Annotated in this window: 21 protein-coding genes; 6 read left to right on the top strand and 15 right to left on the bottom strand. The window is 69.8% G+C overall.

Annotated elements, in window-relative coordinates; all coding sequences use genetic code 11:
- Position 1: 1 nt before the first annotated feature.
- The 5 genes from ABZ796_RS15790 to ABZ796_RS15770 form a co-directional block, all read right to left on the bottom strand.
- Complete coding sequence (locus ABZ796_RS15790) at positions 2–196, bottom strand: ferredoxin (protein ID WP_357338060.1); 195 nt, start codon at positions 194–196, stop codon at positions 2–4.
- Positions 193–1545 carry a cytochrome P450 gene (locus ABZ796_RS15785; RefSeq protein ID WP_357338059.1) on the bottom strand — a complete coding sequence of 451 codons (1353 nt, stop codon included), beginning with the start codon at positions 1543–1545 and terminating at the stop codon, positions 193–195. The genes ABZ796_RS15790 and ABZ796_RS15785 overlap by 4 nt, the downstream gene beginning before the upstream one ends.
- A complete protein-coding gene (locus tag ABZ796_RS15780; protein WP_357338057.1) occupies positions 1542–2315 on the bottom strand; it encodes an SDR family oxidoreductase in 774 nt (257 codons plus the stop codon). Before ABZ796_RS15780 ends, ABZ796_RS15785 begins: the two co-directional genes overlap by 4 nt.
- A 151-nt stretch (positions 2316–2466) precedes the next feature.
- Positions 2467–3699, bottom strand: a complete 1233-nt coding sequence (locus ABZ796_RS15775; RefSeq protein ID WP_357338056.1) for a cytochrome P450 — start codon at positions 3697–3699, stop codon at positions 2467–2469.
- Positions 3696–4250: a TetR/AcrR family transcriptional regulator gene (locus tag ABZ796_RS15770; protein ID WP_357338054.1), complete on the bottom strand. Its 555-nt coding sequence runs from the start codon at positions 4248–4250 to the stop codon at positions 3696–3698. The genes ABZ796_RS15775 and ABZ796_RS15770 overlap by 4 nt, the downstream gene beginning before the upstream one ends.
- Before the next feature lie 71 nt (positions 4251–4321).
- On the opposite strand from ABZ796_RS15770, the gene ABZ796_RS15765 reads away from it, so the two are divergent.
- Genes ABZ796_RS15765 through ABZ796_RS15755 form a run of 3 tightly spaced genes read left to right on the top strand, consistent with a single transcriptional unit; the run spans position 4322 to position 6024 of the window.
- Positions 4322–5572 (top strand): metallophosphoesterase, encoded by a 1251-nt coding sequence (locus ABZ796_RS15765; protein WP_357338052.1) that lies wholly within the window; start codon positions 4322–4324, stop codon positions 5570–5572.
- A complete protein-coding gene (locus ABZ796_RS15760; protein WP_357338051.1) occupies positions 5569–5832 on the top strand; it encodes a BON domain-containing protein in 264 nt (87 codons plus the stop codon). The genes ABZ796_RS15765 and ABZ796_RS15760 overlap by 4 nt, the downstream gene beginning before the upstream one ends.
- Before the next feature lie 6 nt (positions 5833–5838).
- A complete protein-coding gene (locus ABZ796_RS15755; protein WP_357338049.1) occupies positions 5839–6024 on the top strand; it encodes a hypothetical protein in 186 nt (61 codons plus the stop codon).
- A gap of 6 nt (positions 6025–6030) precedes the next feature.
- On the opposite strand, the gene ABZ796_RS15750 is transcribed toward ABZ796_RS15755, so the two are convergent.
- Positions 6031–6819 (bottom strand): enoyl-CoA hydratase-related protein, encoded by a 789-nt coding sequence (locus tag ABZ796_RS15750; protein WP_357338048.1) that lies wholly within the window; start codon positions 6817–6819, stop codon positions 6031–6033.
- Positions 6819–8426, bottom strand: a complete 1608-nt coding sequence (locus ABZ796_RS15745) for an FAD-dependent oxidoreductase (protein ID WP_357338046.1) — start codon at positions 8424–8426, stop codon at positions 6819–6821. The genes ABZ796_RS15750 and ABZ796_RS15745 overlap by 1 nt, the downstream gene beginning before the upstream one ends.
- Positions 8427–8488: 62 nt before the next feature.
- Here ABZ796_RS15745 and ABZ796_RS15740 point away from each other — a divergent pair, with 62 nt between their 5' ends.
- Positions 8489–9328, top strand: a complete 840-nt coding sequence (locus ABZ796_RS15740; RefSeq protein WP_357338044.1) for an LLM class F420-dependent oxidoreductase — start codon at positions 8489–8491, stop codon at positions 9326–9328.
- 18 nt (positions 9329–9346) lie between these two features.
- Here the strand turns inward: ABZ796_RS15740 and ABZ796_RS15735 are convergent, their stop codons facing one another.
- Positions 9347–10057, bottom strand: coding sequence for an alpha/beta hydrolase fold domain-containing protein (locus ABZ796_RS15735; RefSeq protein WP_357338043.1), 711 nt, complete (start codon positions 10055–10057; stop codon positions 9347–9349).
- An 87-nt stretch (positions 10058–10144) separates the two neighbouring features.
- Between ABZ796_RS15735 and ABZ796_RS15730 the strand changes: the two genes are divergently transcribed.
- Positions 10145–10597 (top strand): nuclear transport factor 2 family protein, encoded by a 453-nt coding sequence (locus ABZ796_RS15730; protein ID WP_357338041.1) that lies wholly within the window; start codon positions 10145–10147, stop codon positions 10595–10597.
- A 2-nt stretch (positions 10598–10599) separates the two neighbouring features.
- Here ABZ796_RS15730 and ABZ796_RS15725 read toward each other — a convergent pair whose 3' ends face one another.
- Positions 10600–10977: a VOC family protein gene (locus ABZ796_RS15725; protein WP_357338040.1), complete on the bottom strand. Its 378-nt coding sequence runs from the start codon at positions 10975–10977 to the stop codon at positions 10600–10602.
- 35 nt (positions 10978–11012) lie between these two features.
- On the opposite strand from ABZ796_RS15725, the gene ABZ796_RS15720 reads away from it, so the two are divergent.
- Positions 11013–11423: an RpiB/LacA/LacB family sugar-phosphate isomerase gene (locus ABZ796_RS15720; RefSeq protein ID WP_357338038.1), complete on the top strand. Its 411-nt coding sequence runs from the start codon at positions 11013–11015 to the stop codon at positions 11421–11423.
- A gap of 24 nt (positions 11424–11447) precedes the next feature.
- Here the strand turns inward: ABZ796_RS15720 and ABZ796_RS15715 are convergent, their stop codons facing one another.
- From ABZ796_RS15715 to hsaA, 6 genes are read right to left on the bottom strand one after another with little or no spacing between them, the layout of a single operon-like run.
- Positions 11448–12398 (bottom strand): cation diffusion facilitator family transporter, encoded by a 951-nt coding sequence (locus tag ABZ796_RS15715; RefSeq protein ID WP_357338036.1) that lies wholly within the window; start codon positions 12396–12398, stop codon positions 11448–11450.
- Positions 12365–12700 carry a metalloregulator ArsR/SmtB family transcription factor gene (locus tag ABZ796_RS15710; RefSeq protein ID WP_357338035.1) on the bottom strand — a complete coding sequence of 112 codons (336 nt, stop codon included), beginning with the start codon at positions 12698–12700 and terminating at the stop codon, positions 12365–12367. The genes ABZ796_RS15715 and ABZ796_RS15710 overlap by 34 nt, the downstream gene beginning before the upstream one ends.
- A 57-nt stretch (positions 12701–12757) precedes the next feature.
- Positions 12758–13339 carry a flavin reductase family protein gene (locus tag ABZ796_RS15705; protein WP_357338033.1) on the bottom strand — a complete coding sequence of 194 codons (582 nt, stop codon included), beginning with the start codon at positions 13337–13339 and terminating at the stop codon, positions 12758–12760.
- 30 nt (positions 13340–13369) lie between these two features.
- Positions 13370–14266, bottom strand: a complete 897-nt coding sequence (gene hsaC, locus ABZ796_RS15700) for an iron-dependent extradiol dioxygenase HsaC (protein ID WP_357338031.1) — start codon at positions 14264–14266, stop codon at positions 13370–13372.
- The gene (gene hsaD / locus ABZ796_RS15695) at positions 14263–15165 is read right to left on the bottom strand and encodes a 4,5:9,10-diseco-3-hydroxy-5,9,17-trioxoandrosta-1(10),2-diene-4-oate hydrolase (RefSeq protein WP_357338029.1); all 903 of its coding nucleotides are present in this window, start codon (positions 15163–15165) and stop codon (positions 14263–14265) included. The genes hsaC and hsaD overlap by 4 nt, the downstream gene beginning before the upstream one ends.
- 1 nt (position 15166) lies before the next feature.
- A complete protein-coding gene (hsaA, locus tag ABZ796_RS15690; protein ID WP_357338027.1) occupies positions 15167–16360 on the bottom strand; it encodes a 3-hydroxy-9,10-secoandrosta-1,3,5(10)-triene-9,17-dione monooxygenase oxygenase subunit in 1194 nt (397 codons plus the stop codon).
- Positions 16361–16387 lie beyond the last annotated feature (27 nt).

Here is a 16387-nt window from a genome sequence, read left to right as displayed (position 1 = left end):
GTCAGTCCTCCAGGGTGAGAGCGAAAGCAGGGCAGTACTTGACGGCCGCACGTGCCGCCACGAGCTGGTCGGTCGACGGCTCGGTGACGCGTACGACGACCTGGTAGCTGTCCTCGTCGAAGCCGAAGAGCTCCGGCGCCTCGGCGAGACACTCCTGGTGCCCCTGGCAGAGCCCCAGGTCAGCAGTGAGCTTCATGCTCGCCGCCGGTAGCGGACGCGGCAGGGCTGCTGGAGCTGGATCACCATCTTGGTGAAGTCGTCGGCGTAGGACTCCAGCGGCTGCGCCGCCTCGAACGAGTAGTCGCGCAGGACGACCGAGAAGATCGCCTTCATCTGCATCATCGCGAACGCGTTGCCGACGCAGCGGTGCTTGCCGGCGCCGAACGGGATCCAGGTCCAGCGGTTCTGCATGTCCTCCTGGCGCGGGTCGAGGTAACGGCTCGTGTCGAACGACTCAGCCTTCGGAAAGTCGTCCTCGATCCGGTTGGAGACGCGCGGGGAGGCCGCGAGCAGGGTGCCGGCCGGGATCGTCTCGCCGAGGAGGTCGAAGTCCTCGCGTACGAGCCTCATCAGGATGATCAGCGGCGGGTGCAGGCGGAGCGTCTCCTTCAGCGCCGCCTCGAGCACCGGGATGGAGCGCAGCGCCTGGAAGCTGACCTCCGAGCCGTCGGCGTAGAGCTCGTCGAGCTCGCCCACGACCTCCGCCATCACCGACGGGTTGCGCAGCAGCTCGATCATCGCCCACGACGCGGTTCCCGAGGAGGTGTGGTGCCCGGCGAACATCATCGAGATGAAGATCCCGGTGATCGTGTCGGTGTCCATCTCGATCGAGATCAGCACGTCGAGCAGGTCGCGCTCCTCGCGCCGAACCTTGCCCCTGGCGACCCGTTTGTCGATGATCGCCTGGACGAGCGCGACCAGCCGCTCCCGGGCGGCGTCGCGCAGCCGGAAGTTGTCGATGTCGGCATAGGCGTCGACGTACGCGATCGCGTCGGTGCCGTGCTCGAGCTCGTGGTAGTGCTGGGCGAAGGACGAGTCCAGCTCCTCGCGGAACGGCTTGCCGACGAGGCAGGCCGAGGTGGTGTAGATGGTCAGCTCGGCGAAGAAGTCGAGCAGGTCGATCTCCCCCTCCTCGCCCCAGCCGGCGATCATCCGGCGGATCTCGGCCTCGATCGTCTGGGCGTGCCCGCGCATCATGTCGCCGCGCAGCGCCTGGTTCTTCAGCATCTGCTGCCGCTCCTCCGGCGAGGCGTCGAAGACGACGCCCTTGCCGAAGATCGGCGTCATGAAGGGATAGGCCGCGGCCTGGTCGAGCACGTCGTCGGGCGCCCGGAAGAACGCCTCGTTGGCCTCGGCCCCGGTGACCAGGACGACGTCCTTGTCCGCGAGCCGGAAGCGTCCCAGGTCGCCGCACTCCTCGCGGACGCGGGTGAACAGCGAGATCGGGTCGACCCGCATCTCGGGCAGATGTCCGGTGCCGCGGATGATCTCGGGCACGCTCGGGTCCTGGTCGTCCAGGACGGTGGAGACGGTGGGGATCGTCATCGTTCCTCCACGGGGGCTTCGGGGTTGACGTCGATGGTGCTGATGTGGACTCCGCGGGGCGCGGTTACGACCGTCGTGATCGCGTCGGCCTGCGCGCGGGCCTTGAGGAAGTGCGGGTGCCGCGCCAGGCCCCACTTCACCCACTGCTCCAGCACGAACCCGCCGAGCTCGGCGGGCCACTCGTTGCCGATGTCGGAGTGGGTGGGACCGGGGCGGACGATGGACGCCCTCACCCCGGTGCCCTCGAGCTCCATCTGGAGGGCGTTGACCATGCCTTCCAGGCCCCACTTGGAGGCGGCGTACGCGCCCATGAAAGGTCGCGGCCTCAACGCCACGTCGGAGGAGAGGAAGACCAGGTCGCCGCGCTGCCGCTCGATCATCCCGGGGCCGAAGGCGCGCAGGGCCCGGTGGGCGCCGAGCAGGTTGACGTCGACCTGGCCGGCGAAGGTCTCCGTGGGGACGTCGACGGTCGCGCCCGGGTGGGTGACCCCGGCGTTGCTGACCAGGACCTCGACGTCGCCCAGGTCCGCAGTGACTTTCGCGGCGAACTCCGCCACCGAGTCGTCGGAGGTCACGTCGAGGGGGTGCGCGACCGCCTCTCCCCCGTCGGCACGGATCGCCGCGACGACCTCTTCGATCCGCTCGACCCGCCGGGCTCCCAGCGCGACAGGGAAGCCTGCCGCGGCCAGCGCCTTCGCGGTCTCCGCGCCGATCCCGGAGGAGGCGCCGGTGATCACCGCCGGGCGGCGGTCGGGCTGGGCGTACTTCATGCGTCCTCCCTGGATGCTGACCGAGGTACCTCGGCGAATGCGCACTGGCTTCGTGGAACTCCGCGAAGTAGGTGCCTGCTGACCGAGGTACGTCGGTGAGCATCCGCCCCGCTGACCGAGTCACCTCGGTGAGCATCCGCATCCGCCCCGCTCATCGCACCCTCCAGGCGAACGTGACGGGCAGCTGCGCGAACCCGCGGACGCTCGTGGAGTGCACGCGGACGGCGCGATCGGTGTGGACCTCGAAACCGGACGTACGCCGCACCAGCTCCGCCAGCACGACCTTGGCCTCGAGCCGGGCAAGGTTGGCACCGAGACAGAAGTGCCGGCCGACGCCGAAGCTCATGATCCTGCCGAGCTCCTCGGCAGGGCGATGGATGTCGAAGGCGTCCGGTGCGGTGAAGACGCGCTCGTCGCGGTTGGCCGAGCCGAGCAGCACGAGCAGCTTCGACCCGGCGGGAACGACCTGGCCGTGGAGCTCGATGTCCTCGGCGACGTACCGGGCCAGCATCTGGCTGGAGGTGTCGTGACGCAGGGTCTCCTCGATCCAGGAAGCCACCGGCGCGGTGTCCGCGGGATCGGCGAACACCTCGGCGAGCTGAGACGGGTGGGCGCCGAGATGGAAGAGCGCGTTGCCGAGCAGCTTGGTGGTGGTCTCGTTGCCGGCCACGACCATCAGGAACAGGAACGCGATGACCTCGTGGTCGAGCAGCCGGTCGCCGTCGACCTCGGCCTCGACGAGGGCCGAGGTGAGGTCGTGGCTGGGCTGCTTGCGCCTCTGCGCGACCATCTCGGCGTAGTAGCCGATCAGCTCCAGCGCGGCGGTCATCCCGGCCTCCGGCACATCGCGTACGCCGTCCTCCCGGTGCACCACGAGGTCGGCCAGGCGCCGCACCTCGTCGCGGTCGGCGACGGGCACGCCCATCATCTGTGAGATCACGTCCATCGGGAGCTTGCCGGCCAGCTCGGCGATCCAGTCCACCTCGCCGCCCTCGGCACCCACCTCCGCCAGCGCGTCGAGGTAGTGGTCGGCCAGCCCCTGGATCTGCGGGGCCAGCTCACGGACACGACGGGGCGTGAACCCAGCCGAGACCAGCTTCCGCAGCCGGGTCTGCTCCTTGCCGTCCAGGGCGAGGAACGACATCACCCGGTGGGCGTCGGCGTTCCAGGCGCTGGCGTCGAGGGATACCCCCATCCGGTTGGAGAAGGTGACGTCGTCCTTCACCGCGGCGTGCACGTCGGCATGACGCGAGAGCGCCCAGAAGTCGTCGGAGGCGTTGTAGTAGAGCGGCGCCTCGTCCCGCAGCCGGGCATAGACCGGGTAGGGGTCCTCGTGGAAGTCGTAGTCGTAGGGGTCGAAGATCTTGGTGGTGGTGCTGGTCATCTCACTCCATCTCCGACGATGACGGCGACGACCGGAGCGAGCCGGTCGGCCATCTCGTCGTAGGTCATCAGGCCCATGCCCGCCTGCAGCAGCGCCCCGGAGAAGGCGAGCAGCAGGGCTTCGCGCTCGGCGTCGACAGCACCCTCACCGAGCGCCGCCTCGAACCGGGCCGCGAACTCGGCCCCGATCCGCAGCCGCAGCCGTTCGACGTCGGAGTCGCTGCCCAGCAGCGCCGGGGTGACCGCCGCTGCCAGCTCCGGCTCCTCGGCGATCCGGGTCGTCAGGCTGCGTACGGCCGCCTGCACGCGGTCCACGCGGGACCCGGTCTCCTCGACCGCCGGCGTCTGGACCAGATGACGCCAGAAGAGCTCGGCGAAGAGATGGCTCCTGGAGGCGAGGTAGGTGTAGGCCGTGGCCGGAGAGACCCCGGCCCGCGCGGCGACCGAACGGATGGTCAGCGCCTCGTGGCCCACCTCGCGCAGCTCCTCCAGACCGGCAGCGAAGACTCGCTCGACCGTCTCCGCCTGGCGGCTGCTCGTTGCGCTGGACACGTGTCCAGATTAGAACACGTTCTCGTTTCGGGCAAGGGGTGAACGGCACCGGATCGGGGTACCGCACCGGTATGCCGAGAACAGACGTGCTGGGCGAGGAGCTCCAGCGACAACTCGACGTCCTCAAGCTGGTCGGCGCGACGCTGAAGGCCGCCGAGATCCCGTTCGCACTGGCCGGCGGGTACGCGGTCTGGACCCGAGGCGGCCCCGAGAGCACCCACGACGTGGACTTCGTGCGCCCCCAGGAGTGCGTCGAGGACGCCGTGCGCAACCTGGTCGAGAACGGGATGGACCGGGTCGGCGCCCCCGAGGACTGGCTGGTCAAGGTCGGTCGCGACACGGTGGTCGTCGACCTCATCCACCGGCTCCCGACCGGGCCCGTCGACGAGGAGCTGCTGGTGCGCTGCACGGAGCTGCCGGTCGACTCGGTCACCATGCCCGTCATGTCCGCGACGGATCTGCTCATCTCGCGCATGCTGGCCCTGAGCGAGCATGCCTGCGACCTCTCGCCGATTCTCGGCGCCGCCCGTGCCCTGCGCGAGCAGGTCGGCTGGCGGCTGGTGCGACAGGAGGCGACGATGCCTGACCCGATTCGTGTGGCGGCAGTGGGTGACGTACATCTGGCCGACGACCTGCGCGGCCGCTACGCCCCGCTCCTCACCGACATCTCCGAGGAGGCCGACGCGCTGCTGGTCGCCGGAGACCTCACCCAGCACGGGACGGTCGAGGAGGCCGAGGCGTTCGCCGACGAGTTCGACGCCGCCGACGTGCCCGTCCTCGTCGTGCTCGGCAACCACGACTACCACTCCGGGGCCGAGCGGGGCATCGCCCGACTGCTGGAGGACCGCGGGGTGACCGTCCTCGAGGGCACCTCGGCCACCATCGACACCGATGCCGGCCGCCTCGGCGTCGCCGGCATCAAGGGCTTCTGCCTCGGCTTCGTCGGCCGGAGCGCCGCGGACTTCGGCGAGCCCGAGATGAAGGCCTTCACCGGCCACGGCATCGAGACCGCCAGCCTCCTGCGCAGGGCCCTCGACGACCTCGCCACCGACGAGCCGGACGTGACCGTCGCGCTGTCGCACTTCTCCCCCGTCGACGACACGCTCATCGGCGAGCCGAAGGAGATCTGGCCGTTCCTCGGCAACTACCGGCTCGGCGAGGCGATCGACGAGACGGGTGTGGATCTGGCGGTCCACGGCCACGCCCATGCCGGGCGCGAGAAGGGTCTGACCCCGGCCGGGGTGCCCGTACGGAATGTCGCCCAACCCGTCATCCAGTCGGCGTTCCGTGTCTACGACGTCGTCCCCAGGAGGTCGGCATGAACGAGCAGAAGACGCGAGATCTCGAGCGCGCGATCGCGACCGACCCACGCACCCACGAGCTGGGCATCCGGGTCCAGGTACGCGGCGACCACCTCGTCGTCTCCGGCGAGGTGGCCTCCGAGGAGCGCCGGGCCACGGTGCTCGAGGTCGTCAGGGAGCACGAGCCCGGGCTCGACATCGTCGACCACATCATGCTCAGCGCCGAGCCAGGTCCGGGAGGACCCGACCACGAGCAGATCGACCCGCCACGAAGGAGCTGATCATCGATGAACGGCACCATCGTGGCGGTCGTGGTCGGGATGATCCTGTTCTGGAGCGTCCTCACGCTCATCGCAGCGCTCCTCGACCGGCGCCGCAGCCGGCAGATCGACGACGACCTGGCCAAGATGGAGCGCAAGCACCACCTCGTCGGCCGCGACCGGTACGGGAGCTTCGACCAGCGAACCCGCTGAGCCCGCTCAGGCCCCGGGTGGAAGCCTGGTGAAGTCGGGCTCTCGCCCCTCGGCGAAGGCGACCAGCGCCTCGATGTTGGCCGGCCCGCCGAGAAGCTCGGCGAACTTGGCGTTCTCGAGCTCCCGCGCGGCCTCGATCCCGGGACGCAGCGACGCGATCATCGTCTCCTTGACCGCCACCAGGCTGCTGATCGGCCTCGCGGCGAGCGTGGCGGCGTGGTTCCAGGCCACCTCGAGGAGCTCCTCGGGCGCGGTGACGCGCCAGACGAGCCCCATCTCGTGGGCCTCCTCGGCACTGAACCAGTCCCCCGACAACAGCATCCAGGCCGCGTTCTGACGTCCGATCAGTCGCGGGAACAGGAAGCTCGAGGCCGCCTCCGGCGCCACCCCGAGGGTGGTGAACGGCGTCTTGAACCTCGCCTTCGTCGAGGCGAGGACCAGGTCGGCGAAGCCGAGGAGCGTCACGCCGATGCCGAGCCCCAGACCGTTGACGGCCACCACCAGCGGCTTCGAGAACGCGGCCAGGGCGTCGACGAGGCCGATGAACCCGTGCGAGGCACCGTCGTCGGCACCCGAGGCGGTCTCCTTCATCTCCACGAGATCGGTTCCGGCCGAGAAGGCCCGACCAGTCCCGGTCAGCAGCACGACGGCCACCTCCGGGTCCTCGTCGGCTTCGCGCAACGCCTCCGCGAGGGCGACGTAGAGCGACTGGCTGAAGGCGTTGAGCTGATCGGGACGGTTGAGGGTCAGCGTACGGACGCGGTCGCGGTCCTCGATCAGGAGCAGGTCGGACATCAGGCCCCCAGGATCAGGTCGGCGGCGCGCTCCCCGATCATGATCGAGGGCGCGTTGGTGTTGCCACCGGTGATCGAGGGCATCACGCTCGCGTCGGCGACGCGCAGGCCGTCGATGCCCAGCACCTTCAGGGACGGGTCGACCACGGCGCGCTCATCCGACCCCATCCGGCAGGTGCCGACGCCGTGGTAGACGCTGTGCAAGATGTTGGGCAGCAGCTCACGGGTCGCCTCCGGGGTGGCGTAGGACGGTCCGGGCGAGATCTCGCCCTGGTTGTCGCCGAGGCCCACCATCATCTCGCGCACCTTGGCGATCCCGTCCAGGAGCACCTCGGTGTCCTTGCCCGCCGTCAGGTAGGCCGGGTCGAGCAGCGGGTGCGCGAGCGGGTCGGCGCTGGCCAGGCGTACGGTGCCGCGGCTCTCGGGATAGATCAGCGTCGGCAGGATGCACAGACCGGGCTTGCTCGTCGGCGGCCGGATGGCCTTGTCGCCGTCCTGGTTCGGGAAGGGGTAGACCCAGTACAGGACGTGCAGCTGCAGATCGGGGACCTGATCGGCCAGGGCGCTGCGTACGAAGCCGAACGCCTCGAACTGCGAGCCGGCCGCCCAGCCCTTGCGGGTGAGCCGCGACTTCGCGAAGCCTGCGGCGAAGTACGCGGGCGTGGGCCGCCGCAGCGCCGAGTCCATCCGGAACGAGACCGGCACGAAGAGATGGTCGTGGAAGTTGTCGCCCACCGGGAGGTCGGCGTGGACCTGGATGCCGTGGTCGCGGAGGTGGTCGGAATGACCGATTCCGGAGAGCATCAGCAGGTGCGGCGAGCCGTAGACACCGGCCGAGACGATGACCTCGCGGGTCGCCCGGATGGTCTGCTTGTCGCCGTCGGCACCGACGACCTCGACGCCGGTGGCGCGAGAGCCCTCGATCCGGACCCGAGTGACCTGGGCCTTGGTCAGGACCAGCAGGTTCTCGAGCGGCTGCTCGCGCAGGTAGGCCTTCGAAGCCGAGTAGCGGCGGCCCTCGGCGGCGCTGAGCTGGACGACGCCGACGCCCTCCTGCTCCTTGCCGTTGTAGTCGTCCAGCGCACTGACGCCGAGCCGCTTGGGCGCCTCGTCGAGCCAGGTCTGCGTGGCGGGGGTGAGGTCCTTCTGGTAGCGCACCTTGACCGGTCCACCCTGGCCGCGGAACTCGTCCCCGCCACCCTCGAAGTCCTCCATCCGCTTGAACGCCGGCAGCACGTCGTCGTAGGACCATCCGGTCGCACCGTCGGCCGCCCAGTCGTCGAAGTTCTGGCGGTTGCCGCGCACCCAGAGCATGCCGTTGATCGAGGACGAGCCGCCCAGCACCTTGCCACGGGTCATCGGGATGACCCGGTCGAGGGCGGCGCTCTGCGGGACCGACTTGTAGCCCCAGTCGACCAGCTTCTTCAGCTGCGGCGTCGAGAGCATCGCGGCGACGGCGCCGGGGAGCTCGAGGAGGTTCTTGATCCCGAAGGCGGTGTCCTTGGTGCCCGCCTCGATCACGATCACGCTGGCACCGCTCTCGGCCAGCCTGCGGGCGGTGGCACAGCCCGCGCTCCCGGCGCCTACGACGATGTAGTCGGCTTCCATGTTCACTTCTCTCTCCCGGTGATCCCTTCCGCAAAGACTAGAACACGTTCTACTGTTGTGTCATGCGCCACGGCATCGTCCTGTTCACCTCGGACCGCGGCATCGCGCCCGCCGAGCTCGCCACCGCCGCGGAAGAGCGTGGCTTCGACACGTTCTACGTGCCCGAGCACACCCACATCCCGGTACGCCGCGACGCCCTGCACCCCACCGGCGGCGCCGAGCTCCCCGACGACCGCTACCTGCGTACGCTCGACCCCTGGGTGACGCTCGGGACGTGCGCGGCCGTGACGTCGAGGATCGGACTCTCGACCGCGGTCGCCCTGCCGGTCGAGTCCGACCCGATCACGCTCGCCAAGACGATCGCGACCCTCGACCATCTCTCCGGCGGCCGGGTCTCCCTGGGTGTCGGCTTCGGCTGGAACACCGACGAGCTCGCCGACCACGGCATCCCCGGCGACCGCAAGCGCACCGCACTGAAGGAGTATCTGGAGGCGATGCGCGCACTGTGGACCCAGGAGGAGGCGGCCTACGACGGCGAGTTCGTCTCCTTCGGCCCGTCCTGGGCCTACCCGAAGCCTCCGCAGGGCCGGATCCCGACGATCGTCGGCGCCGGCGGCGGACCCAAGACGCTGCGCTGGATCGCCCGCAACGCCGAGGGCTGGATGTCGACGCCGACCGAGGCCGGCATCGGCGACAAGGTGAAGACGCTGCAGGACGAGTGGGAGTCGGCCGGCCGCGAGGGCAAGCCCGAGGTCCGGGTGCTGGTCGCCAAGAAGCCGACTCCGGAGGACCTCACCGAGTGGTCGGTCGCCGACGAGCTGATCTGGGGCGTCCCCGACACCGAGCCCGCCGGCGTTCTCGACTACCTCGACAAGCTCGCCGGACGCCTGGATCTGACCTGACCGACCGCCGACTCGGCGTCATCGGCTCGCGAGCACTCCCCTGAGGAAGGTCACCACGCGGGCGAGGCCGGCCCGCGACGCGGGCGAGATCCCGGGCAGGGTGAGGTATGCATGGGTCGCCAGGGCCGGGCGATGGACGGCGACCTCCACCCCAGCCGTACGCAGCGCCGCGGCGTAGCGCTCGGCGTGCGAGCGCACCGGGTCGAACCGCGCGGTGAGCACCAGCGCGGGCGGCAGACCCGCATGGGACCGCGCTCGCAGCGGCGAAGCCGACCACTCCTCGGCGAGCGACCCGTCGCGGCCGAGATAGTGCCCGACGATCCCGCCCAGCCCCGGACCGCGCAGGCCGACGAGCACGGTCCAGCAGTCCTCGACGGCCGCCGGATAGGGATGCTCCGGCGCGAGCCGGCAGGCCGGTACGACCACGACCGCCCCCGTACGGACCGCGATCCGGCCCGCCATCCAGCGCGACTGCTCGGGCGATCCCCAGCACCAGCCGCCACCGTGGAACGCCAGCACGATCGGCCGCCCCGAGGACGGGGCGGCCCGCGGGGCGTGGATGCGCATCCGGATGCCACCGGCCCAGGCCTCGCGCACCGTCGCGCCCGGTTCGTCGGCTCCGAAGACCCAGGTCAGGCGACGGTCCGCCAACAGCGCAGCCCGCCGCCGGCGCAGCTCGACCAACCCGTCCACACCGCGATCCTGCACCTGGACAGCGGTCCTCGTCATGACATCCGGCCGACCGGCGACCGAACGCCGGCCCACAGCTCACCCAGGCTGCCCGCACGGTAGAACACGTTCTACTATGATCGGGACATGAGTGACATCAGCGAGATCGAGCAGCTCAAGTACCGCTACGTACGCCTCCTCGACACCAAGCAGTGGGACGAGTTCGCCACCTGCTTCTGCGATGACGCCACCGCCGACTACGCCGGGCTCTCGTTCACCTCACCCACCGAGCTGGTCGACTACATGCGGGCCAACCTGCCCCCGGAGATCATCACGATGCACCACCTCCACCACCCCGAGATCGCGGTCGACGGCGATGCGGCCACCGGCCGCTGGTATCTCCACGACAAGGTCTTCGCCCCCGCCTTCGAGTTCGCCCTCGAAGGGGCCGCCTTCTACGAGGACCGCTACACCCGTAAGCCGCAGGGCTGGCGCATCGCCCACACCGGCTACCAACGCACCTGGGAGCTCACGACCAGCCTCAAGGACCTGCCCAGCAGCAAGTTCACGGGCCCGGGCGGACCGGCCACCCGCGCCTGAGGTCAGGAGTCGTACGCCGTGCGGTGCCGCGGCTGGTAGATCTGGACGTCGTCGGCACCGGGGACACGCACCATCGCGACCAGGCCGTAGCCGTGGTCGGCGACGTCTCCGTCGAAGATCGCGCCGCGAGCCTCGAGCTCGGCCTTGGTCGCCTCGATGTCGTCGCAGATGAAACTGATCTGGTGATGGCGAGGCGAGGAGTAGTCCCGTCCCTCGTGGGTGCCGCCGGTGGGGTGGATGCCCATCTCGCTGGGACCGGTGGCGAAGATCAGCCACCCATCACCCTCGTCGATGTGCGGGAGCTGGAGCACGTCACGGAAGAACGCCCGGGTGGCACCGGGATCGTCGGAGTAGACCAGCGTGTGACAGGCGAGGATCATGCCGCCGACGCTACCCCCGGCGATAGGTTGGGGCCATGCGGATCGCGTTCGGAGCCGACGACGAGAACGAGACGACGCGAGCCGTGCTCGCCGAGCTGCGCGAGCGCGGGGAAATCGAGGTCATCGAGACCGACTCCTGGCCCGACCTCGGTGCCGGCATCGGCCGGGCGGTCGTCGAGGGCCGCGCCGAGGTCGGCGTGGTGATGTGCTGGACCGGGACCGGCACGGCGATCGCCGCCAACAAGGTCGCCGGCGTGCGCGCCGCCCTCGCCTGGGAGCCCTGGATCGCCCGCGGCGCGCGCCTGTGGAACGACGCCAACGTCCTGGCGATGAGCCTCAAACGACTCGCTCCCGACATCGCGGTCGAGGTCACCCGCGCATTTCTCGACGAGACCGATCCCGACCCCGAGGAAGAGGCCGCGATCAACCGCCTCGACGAGCTGTGAGCGCGGCAGCGCCGACGTCCGGGGTCACCAGTTCACCTCATGACACTGCCGGGTCGGGGCGGTCTCGGTCTGGAGGGTGGCGTGCTCGATGCGGTGCCGGGTAGCGAGCGCGGTCTGCGCATCGGCCAGCACGGCCTGGGCATCGGTGCCGGCGCCCAGGACGAGATGCGCGGTGGCGACGTGCATCCCGGAGGTCAGCGTCCACAGGTGCAGGTCGTGGACGCCGTCCACGCCCGGGACCGCTTCAAGGTCGGCGACGACCTCGTCGACCTCCATGCCGTCGGGGACGTGCTGGCCGAGGACCGCCAGCACCTGCCGTCCCAGAGCGACGGCGCGTACGGCGACGAAGACCCCGATCGCGACGGCGACGGCCGTGTCCCACCACGCTTGCCCGGTGGCGGCGACCAGCAGTCCTGCCGCGATCACACCGACGCTTCCGGCCGCGTCGGCGACCACCTCGAAGTAGGCGCCCTTGAGGGTGAGCGACTCGCTCGCCCCCGCGCGCAGGAGCAGGATCGAGACCAGGTTGACGGCCAGGCCGATCGCGCCGACCACGAGCATCGCCCCGGTCTGGACCTCGGCTCCCTCCCCGACGCGACCGATGGCCTCGAGCACCACGTATGCAGCGACCCCGAGCATCACCAGGACGGTGAGCCCGGAGGCGAACACCTCCACCCGGTAGGAGCCGTAGGTGCGCCGACCGGAGGTGTCGGCGCGAGTGGCGATCCGGGTCGCGACCAGCGCCGCACCCAGAGCGACGACGTCCGCGGTCATGTGGCCGGCGTCCGAGATCAGGGCCAGCGACCCCGACCACAGCCCGGCGACGAGCTCGACCACCAGGAACGCCGCTACCATGACGAAGGTGACGGCCAGCCGCCACCGGTGCCTACCGCCGGCGTGGCCCACAGCGGCGCCGTGTCCATGTCCGTGACCGTGGCCCATCAGCAGCAGCCCTGCTCGGCGGAGTCGTGGCACGCCTCCGGGTCGGTGACCAGGATCAGGTCGTGCAGGTCGGCCAGCGCGTGCGCGATGCGACCGTCAGCGAGCTCGTAACGCGTGCGCCTGCCCTCGGGGACGGCGACCACCAGCCCGCAGCCGCGCAGGCAGGCCAGATGGTTCGACATCGACTGGCGGGTCACCCCCAGCGAGTCGGACAGCTCGGCCGGGTACGCCGGGCCCTCGCGCAGCTGCATCAGCACGCGGGCCCGGGTCGCATCGGAGAGGGCGTGCCCGAACCGGGCGAGGGCGTCCAGCGAGGAGGTGGTGGCGGTGACCATGCCGCGACAGTACAGCAAACTATGTATCCATCAAAAGCTGAACCATGGCGACCTCGGTCAGTCCAGCTCCCGGTAGTTGCTGCGGAAGAACAGCAGCGGCTCGGTCACGGCGCCCTCCTCGAGGTCCAGGACGCGGCCGACGACGAGGTAGTGGTCGCCCTCCTCGTGGACCGAGTGGACGGCGCAGTCGAGATAGCCGACCGCCCCGTCGAGGTGCGGGTCGCCGTGGTGCGCCGACGGGGTCCAGGAGATGTCGGCGTACTTGTCCGCGGCACGTGAGGCGAACTGGTTCGAGACGGCCTCCTGGCCGGCGGCGAGGATGTTGACCGAGAAGTGCCCGGCGCGACGGATCCGGGCCCAGGCGCGCGAGGACTTGGTCGGCGCGAAGAGGATCAACGGTGGTCGCAGCGAGACCGAGGAGAACGACTGGCAGGTCATCCCGACGGGTCCCTCCGCGGTCTGCGCCGCGATCACGGTGACCCCGGAGGCGAACCGGCCCAGCACCGTACGGAACAGGGCGTCCGCCTCGGCGTCGGCCGAGGTCTCCGGTGGCGACGGTGGCGCCTCGAAGTCGAAGCGACCGTGGAAGGACTCGATCAGCTCCGGATGCGGCCAGCTCTCGGCGGCATCGGGAGACATCCCATCAGGCACCTCTATACGCATACCCGATCACTGGCCTACGCCGAAGTCGTGGCCCCAGTACGAGACGGCCGTGGACTCCCGGGCGACCCATCTCTGGTCGTCGACCTGCAGTCCCTCGGTGCCGAACTCGATGTCGAAGCCACCCGGCGACTTCACGTAGAAGGAGACCATCTCGTCGTTCATGTGCCGACCGAGCGTCGCCGAGAGCTTCGCGCCGTACTTCTTGACCCGCTCCAGCGCCCTGCCGACGTCGTCGAGCTTGTCGACCTCGAGCATGATGTGGACGCACTTGGAGTCGTTGGGGAACGGCAGGAACGCCAGCGAGTGGTGGCGCGGGTTGATCCCGAGGAAGCGCAGCCAGATCTTCGTGCCCGGCTCCTTGCCGGCGAACTCGCCGGGCATGCTCATCGAGTCGCGCAGGCGGAACCCGAGCGTGTCGCGGTAGAACTCCAGCGCCTCGACGTCGTCGGAGACCGGGATCACCACGTGGCCCATCCCCTGCTCGCCGGTGACGAAGGTGTGGCCGTAGGGCGAGACCGCCGGGCGACGCTCGTAGGTGATGCCGTGGAAGAGCTCGAAGACGTTGTCGAAGGGGTCGCGGAAACGCAGCATCTCCTGCACCCGGCGCTCGGCGAGCTCCTCGGGAGTGCCCTCCTCCACCTCGACACCGGACTTCTCCAGGTGCTCGCGCGCCTGTGCCAGCGCGGTGTGGTCGGCAACCTCCCAGCCGACGCAGCTGAGCTGGTCCACCTCGCCGGGCTCGATCACGAGCCGCGCCGAGACCTCGTCGATGCGGTAGTACAGGTGCTCCGGGTTCGGACCCTTGGCCGTCACCAGCCCGAGGACCTTCTCCGCGAACGTACGCCATTCCTCCGGGTCGGCGCTGGTGACGCGTACGTAGCCCATGGACCTGATGTCGATCATGCGCGCTCCTTGTGCCTCTTCAAGCTGTGCCGTTTTAGAAACGCGACCGCGATCTCGCGGAACTCGTCGGCGGCCTCGATCTGTGCCCAGTGCCCACAACGCGGAAAGACATGCAGCTGCGCCTTGGGAATCAGCTTCAGGGCGGGGAACGCGCCGTCGAGCGGGTTGACCCGGTCCTCGCGTCCCCAGGTGAGCAGGGTGTGGTGCTTGAGCTGGTGCGCCTCGCGCCACAGCATGCCGTCCTCGGCGGTCTCGGGGTTGTAGAACGACCACCCCATCGACGCCATCGCCTCGCGCGCGCCGGGTGCGGTCGCATCCGCGAACCGCTCCTCGACCAGCTCGTCGGTGACCAGCTTCTGGTTGACGACCATGGTCGAGATGAACGCCTTCAGCGCCTCGCGGGTCGGGTCGCCGGAGAAGTCCATCAGGCGCTGTACGCCCTCGGTCGGATCGGCATGGAAGAGGTTGAGCGAGAGCCCGCCCGGTCCCATCAGCACCAGCCGGCCAACTCTCTCCGGATACGTGAGAGCGATCCGCATCGCCGTCCCACCGCCGAGCGAGTTGCCCAGCAGGTGCACCTTCTTCAGGCCCAGCTCGTCGAGAAGGGCGATCACCGCGTCGCCGGCGAAGCGGTAGTAGTTGCCCACGACCTCCGGCTTGTCGGAGGCCCCGAAGCCCGGCTGGTCGACCAGGATCGTGCGGAAGTCGGCCGCGAAGCCCTCGAGCGCCGAGCCGAAGTTGGACCACGACGAGGCCCCGGGGCCCCCGCCGTGAAGCATCACCAAGGGCAGTCTGTCGTCCTGAGACGCACCGAGGTCGTAGTAGCGCAGCGAGATCTCCCCCGCCGCCTCGGTCTTGATCGCGACGTCGTGAGCGACGTCCTCCTTCAGCAAGGCCATGTCAGTACATCCCCGGGTCGACCTTGTGCCCGAACTCGGAGGCGCCGTACATCTGCAGCGCCCGCTCGGGATCGTTGGCGGCGTGGACACGACCCGCGTGGGCATCGCGCCAGGCGCGCTGGAGCGGGGTGCCGTTGGCCAGCGCGCGGCCGCCGGAGGCCTCGAAGAGCAGGTCGATCGCGTCGATCGCCCGCTGGGTGCCGAGGACCTGGTCGCGGCGGATCCGCAGCCGCTGGGTGATCGGGATCTTTTCGCCGCGGGCGACGTGGGCCTGCTGCTCGCGGATGTTGCCCATCAGCAGCGCCCAGGCGGCGTCGATGTCGGAGGAGGCGGTCGCCACGCGGACCGCGGCGAAGGGGTCCAGCGACGCTTTCTCACCGTAGGAGGCGCGGACCCGGTTCTGCTGCATCGTCACGTGCTCGTCGTAGGCGCCACGGGCCATGCCGATGATCGGCGTCGTGATCGTGGTGGTGAACAGCGAGTGGAACTGCAGCTTGTAGAGGTCGCCGGTGTTGACCGCCTGCCCGGGACCCTTGCACCGACCGGTCTCGGCCATCGAGAGCGTGAAGCTCTCCGGGATGAAGACGTCCTCGACCACGATGTCGTTGGAGCCGGTGCCGGCCAGACCGACGACGTTCCAGACGTCGACGATCTCGTAGCGCTCGCGCGGCACCAGGAACGTACGGAAGTCGACCACATGGCCCTCGTCGTTGAAGACGAGCCCGCCGAGCAGCACCCAGGTGGCGTGCGCGCAGCCGGAGGAGAACGACCAGCGTCCGGAGAGCTGGAATCCGCCCTCGACCAGCGAGGCCTTCCCCATCGGCGCGTAGGAGGAGGAGACCCGGGTGTCGGGGTCCTCGCCCCAGACCGCCTGCTGGGCCTCGTCGTCGAAGAGCGCGATCTGCCAGGGGTGCACGCCCAGGACGCTGGAGACCCAACCGGTCGAGCCGCACGCCGAGGCGATGTCGCGTACGCAGGTGTAGAAGTCGACCGGCTCGGCCTCGAGACCGCCGAACCGGGTCGGCTGGAGGAGCTTGAAGAAGCCGACCTCCTCCAGCTCCTTGACGCTCGCCTCGGGCACGACCCGGAGACGCTCGGTCTCCTCGGCACGCTCCCTGATCGCGGGCAGCAGGTCCTGCACCCCGTCCCTGACGGTCTGTGCGTCCTTGTGGGGGCGCTGTGTCGGTTCGCTCACCGCTCTGCCTTCCTGCATGGTGTCCCA

Source organism: Nocardioides sp. NPDC047086 (assembly GCF_040643685.1).
GTDB lineage: Bacteria > Actinomycetota > Actinomycetes > Propionibacteriales > Nocardioidaceae > Nocardioides.
Note: the sequence above shows the minus strand (reverse complement) of the source record. Positions and strands in the feature narration are given on the sequence as shown.

Excerpts from the sequence above, each read along its gene's own strand:
- ABZ796_RS15790 (WP_357338060.1), bottom strand. The coding sequence starts at position 196 with ATGAAGCTCACTGCTGACCTGGGGCTCTGCCAGGGGCACCAGGAGTGT.
- ABZ796_RS15785 (WP_357338059.1), bottom strand. The coding sequence starts at position 1,545 with ATGACGATCCCCACCGTCTCCACCGTCCTGGACGACCAGGACCCGAGC.
- ABZ796_RS15780 (WP_357338057.1), bottom strand. The coding sequence starts at position 2,315 with ATGAAGTACGCCCAGCCCGACCGCCGCCCGGCGGTGATCACCGGCGCC.
- ABZ796_RS15775 (WP_357338056.1), bottom strand. The coding sequence starts at position 3,699 with ATGACCAGCACCACCACCAAGATCTTCGACCCCTACGACTACGACTTC.
- ABZ796_RS15765 (WP_357338052.1), top strand. The coding sequence starts at position 4,322 with ATGCCGAGAACAGACGTGCTGGGCGAGGAGCTCCAGCGACAACTCGAC.
- ABZ796_RS15760 (WP_357338051.1), top strand. The coding sequence starts at position 5,569 with ATGAACGAGCAGAAGACGCGAGATCTCGAGCGCGCGATCGCGACCGAC.
- ABZ796_RS15755 (WP_357338049.1), top strand. The coding sequence starts at position 5,839 with ATGAACGGCACCATCGTGGCGGTCGTGGTCGGGATGATCCTGTTCTGG.
- ABZ796_RS15750 (WP_357338048.1), bottom strand. The coding sequence starts at position 6,819 with ATGTCCGACCTGCTCCTGATCGAGGACCGCGACCGCGTCCGTACGCTG.
- ABZ796_RS15745 (WP_357338046.1), bottom strand. The coding sequence starts at position 8,426 with ATGGAAGCCGACTACATCGTCGTAGGCGCCGGGAGCGCGGGCTGTGCC.
- ABZ796_RS15740 (WP_357338044.1), top strand. The coding sequence starts at position 8,489 with ATGCGCCACGGCATCGTCCTGTTCACCTCGGACCGCGGCATCGCGCCC.
- ABZ796_RS15735 (WP_357338043.1), bottom strand. The coding sequence starts at position 10,057 with ATGACGAGGACCGCTGTCCAGGTGCAGGATCGCGGTGTGGACGGGTTG.
- ABZ796_RS15730 (WP_357338041.1), top strand. The coding sequence starts at position 10,145 with ATGAGTGACATCAGCGAGATCGAGCAGCTCAAGTACCGCTACGTACGC.
- ABZ796_RS15725 (WP_357338040.1), bottom strand. The coding sequence starts at position 10,977 with ATGATCCTCGCCTGTCACACGCTGGTCTACTCCGACGATCCCGGTGCC.
- ABZ796_RS15720 (WP_357338038.1), top strand. The coding sequence starts at position 11,013 with ATGCGGATCGCGTTCGGAGCCGACGACGAGAACGAGACGACGCGAGCC.
- ABZ796_RS15710 (WP_357338035.1), bottom strand. The coding sequence starts at position 12,700 with ATGGTCACCGCCACCACCTCCTCGCTGGACGCCCTCGCCCGGTTCGGG.
- ABZ796_RS15705 (WP_357338033.1), bottom strand. The coding sequence starts at position 13,339 with ATGTCTCCCGATGCCGCCGAGAGCTGGCCGCATCCGGAGCTGATCGAG.
- hsaC (WP_357338031.1), bottom strand. The coding sequence starts at position 14,266 with ATGATCGACATCAGGTCCATGGGCTACGTACGCGTCACCAGCGCCGAC.
- hsaD (WP_357338029.1), bottom strand. The coding sequence starts at position 15,165 with ATGGCCTTGCTGAAGGAGGACGTCGCTCACGACGTCGCGATCAAGACC.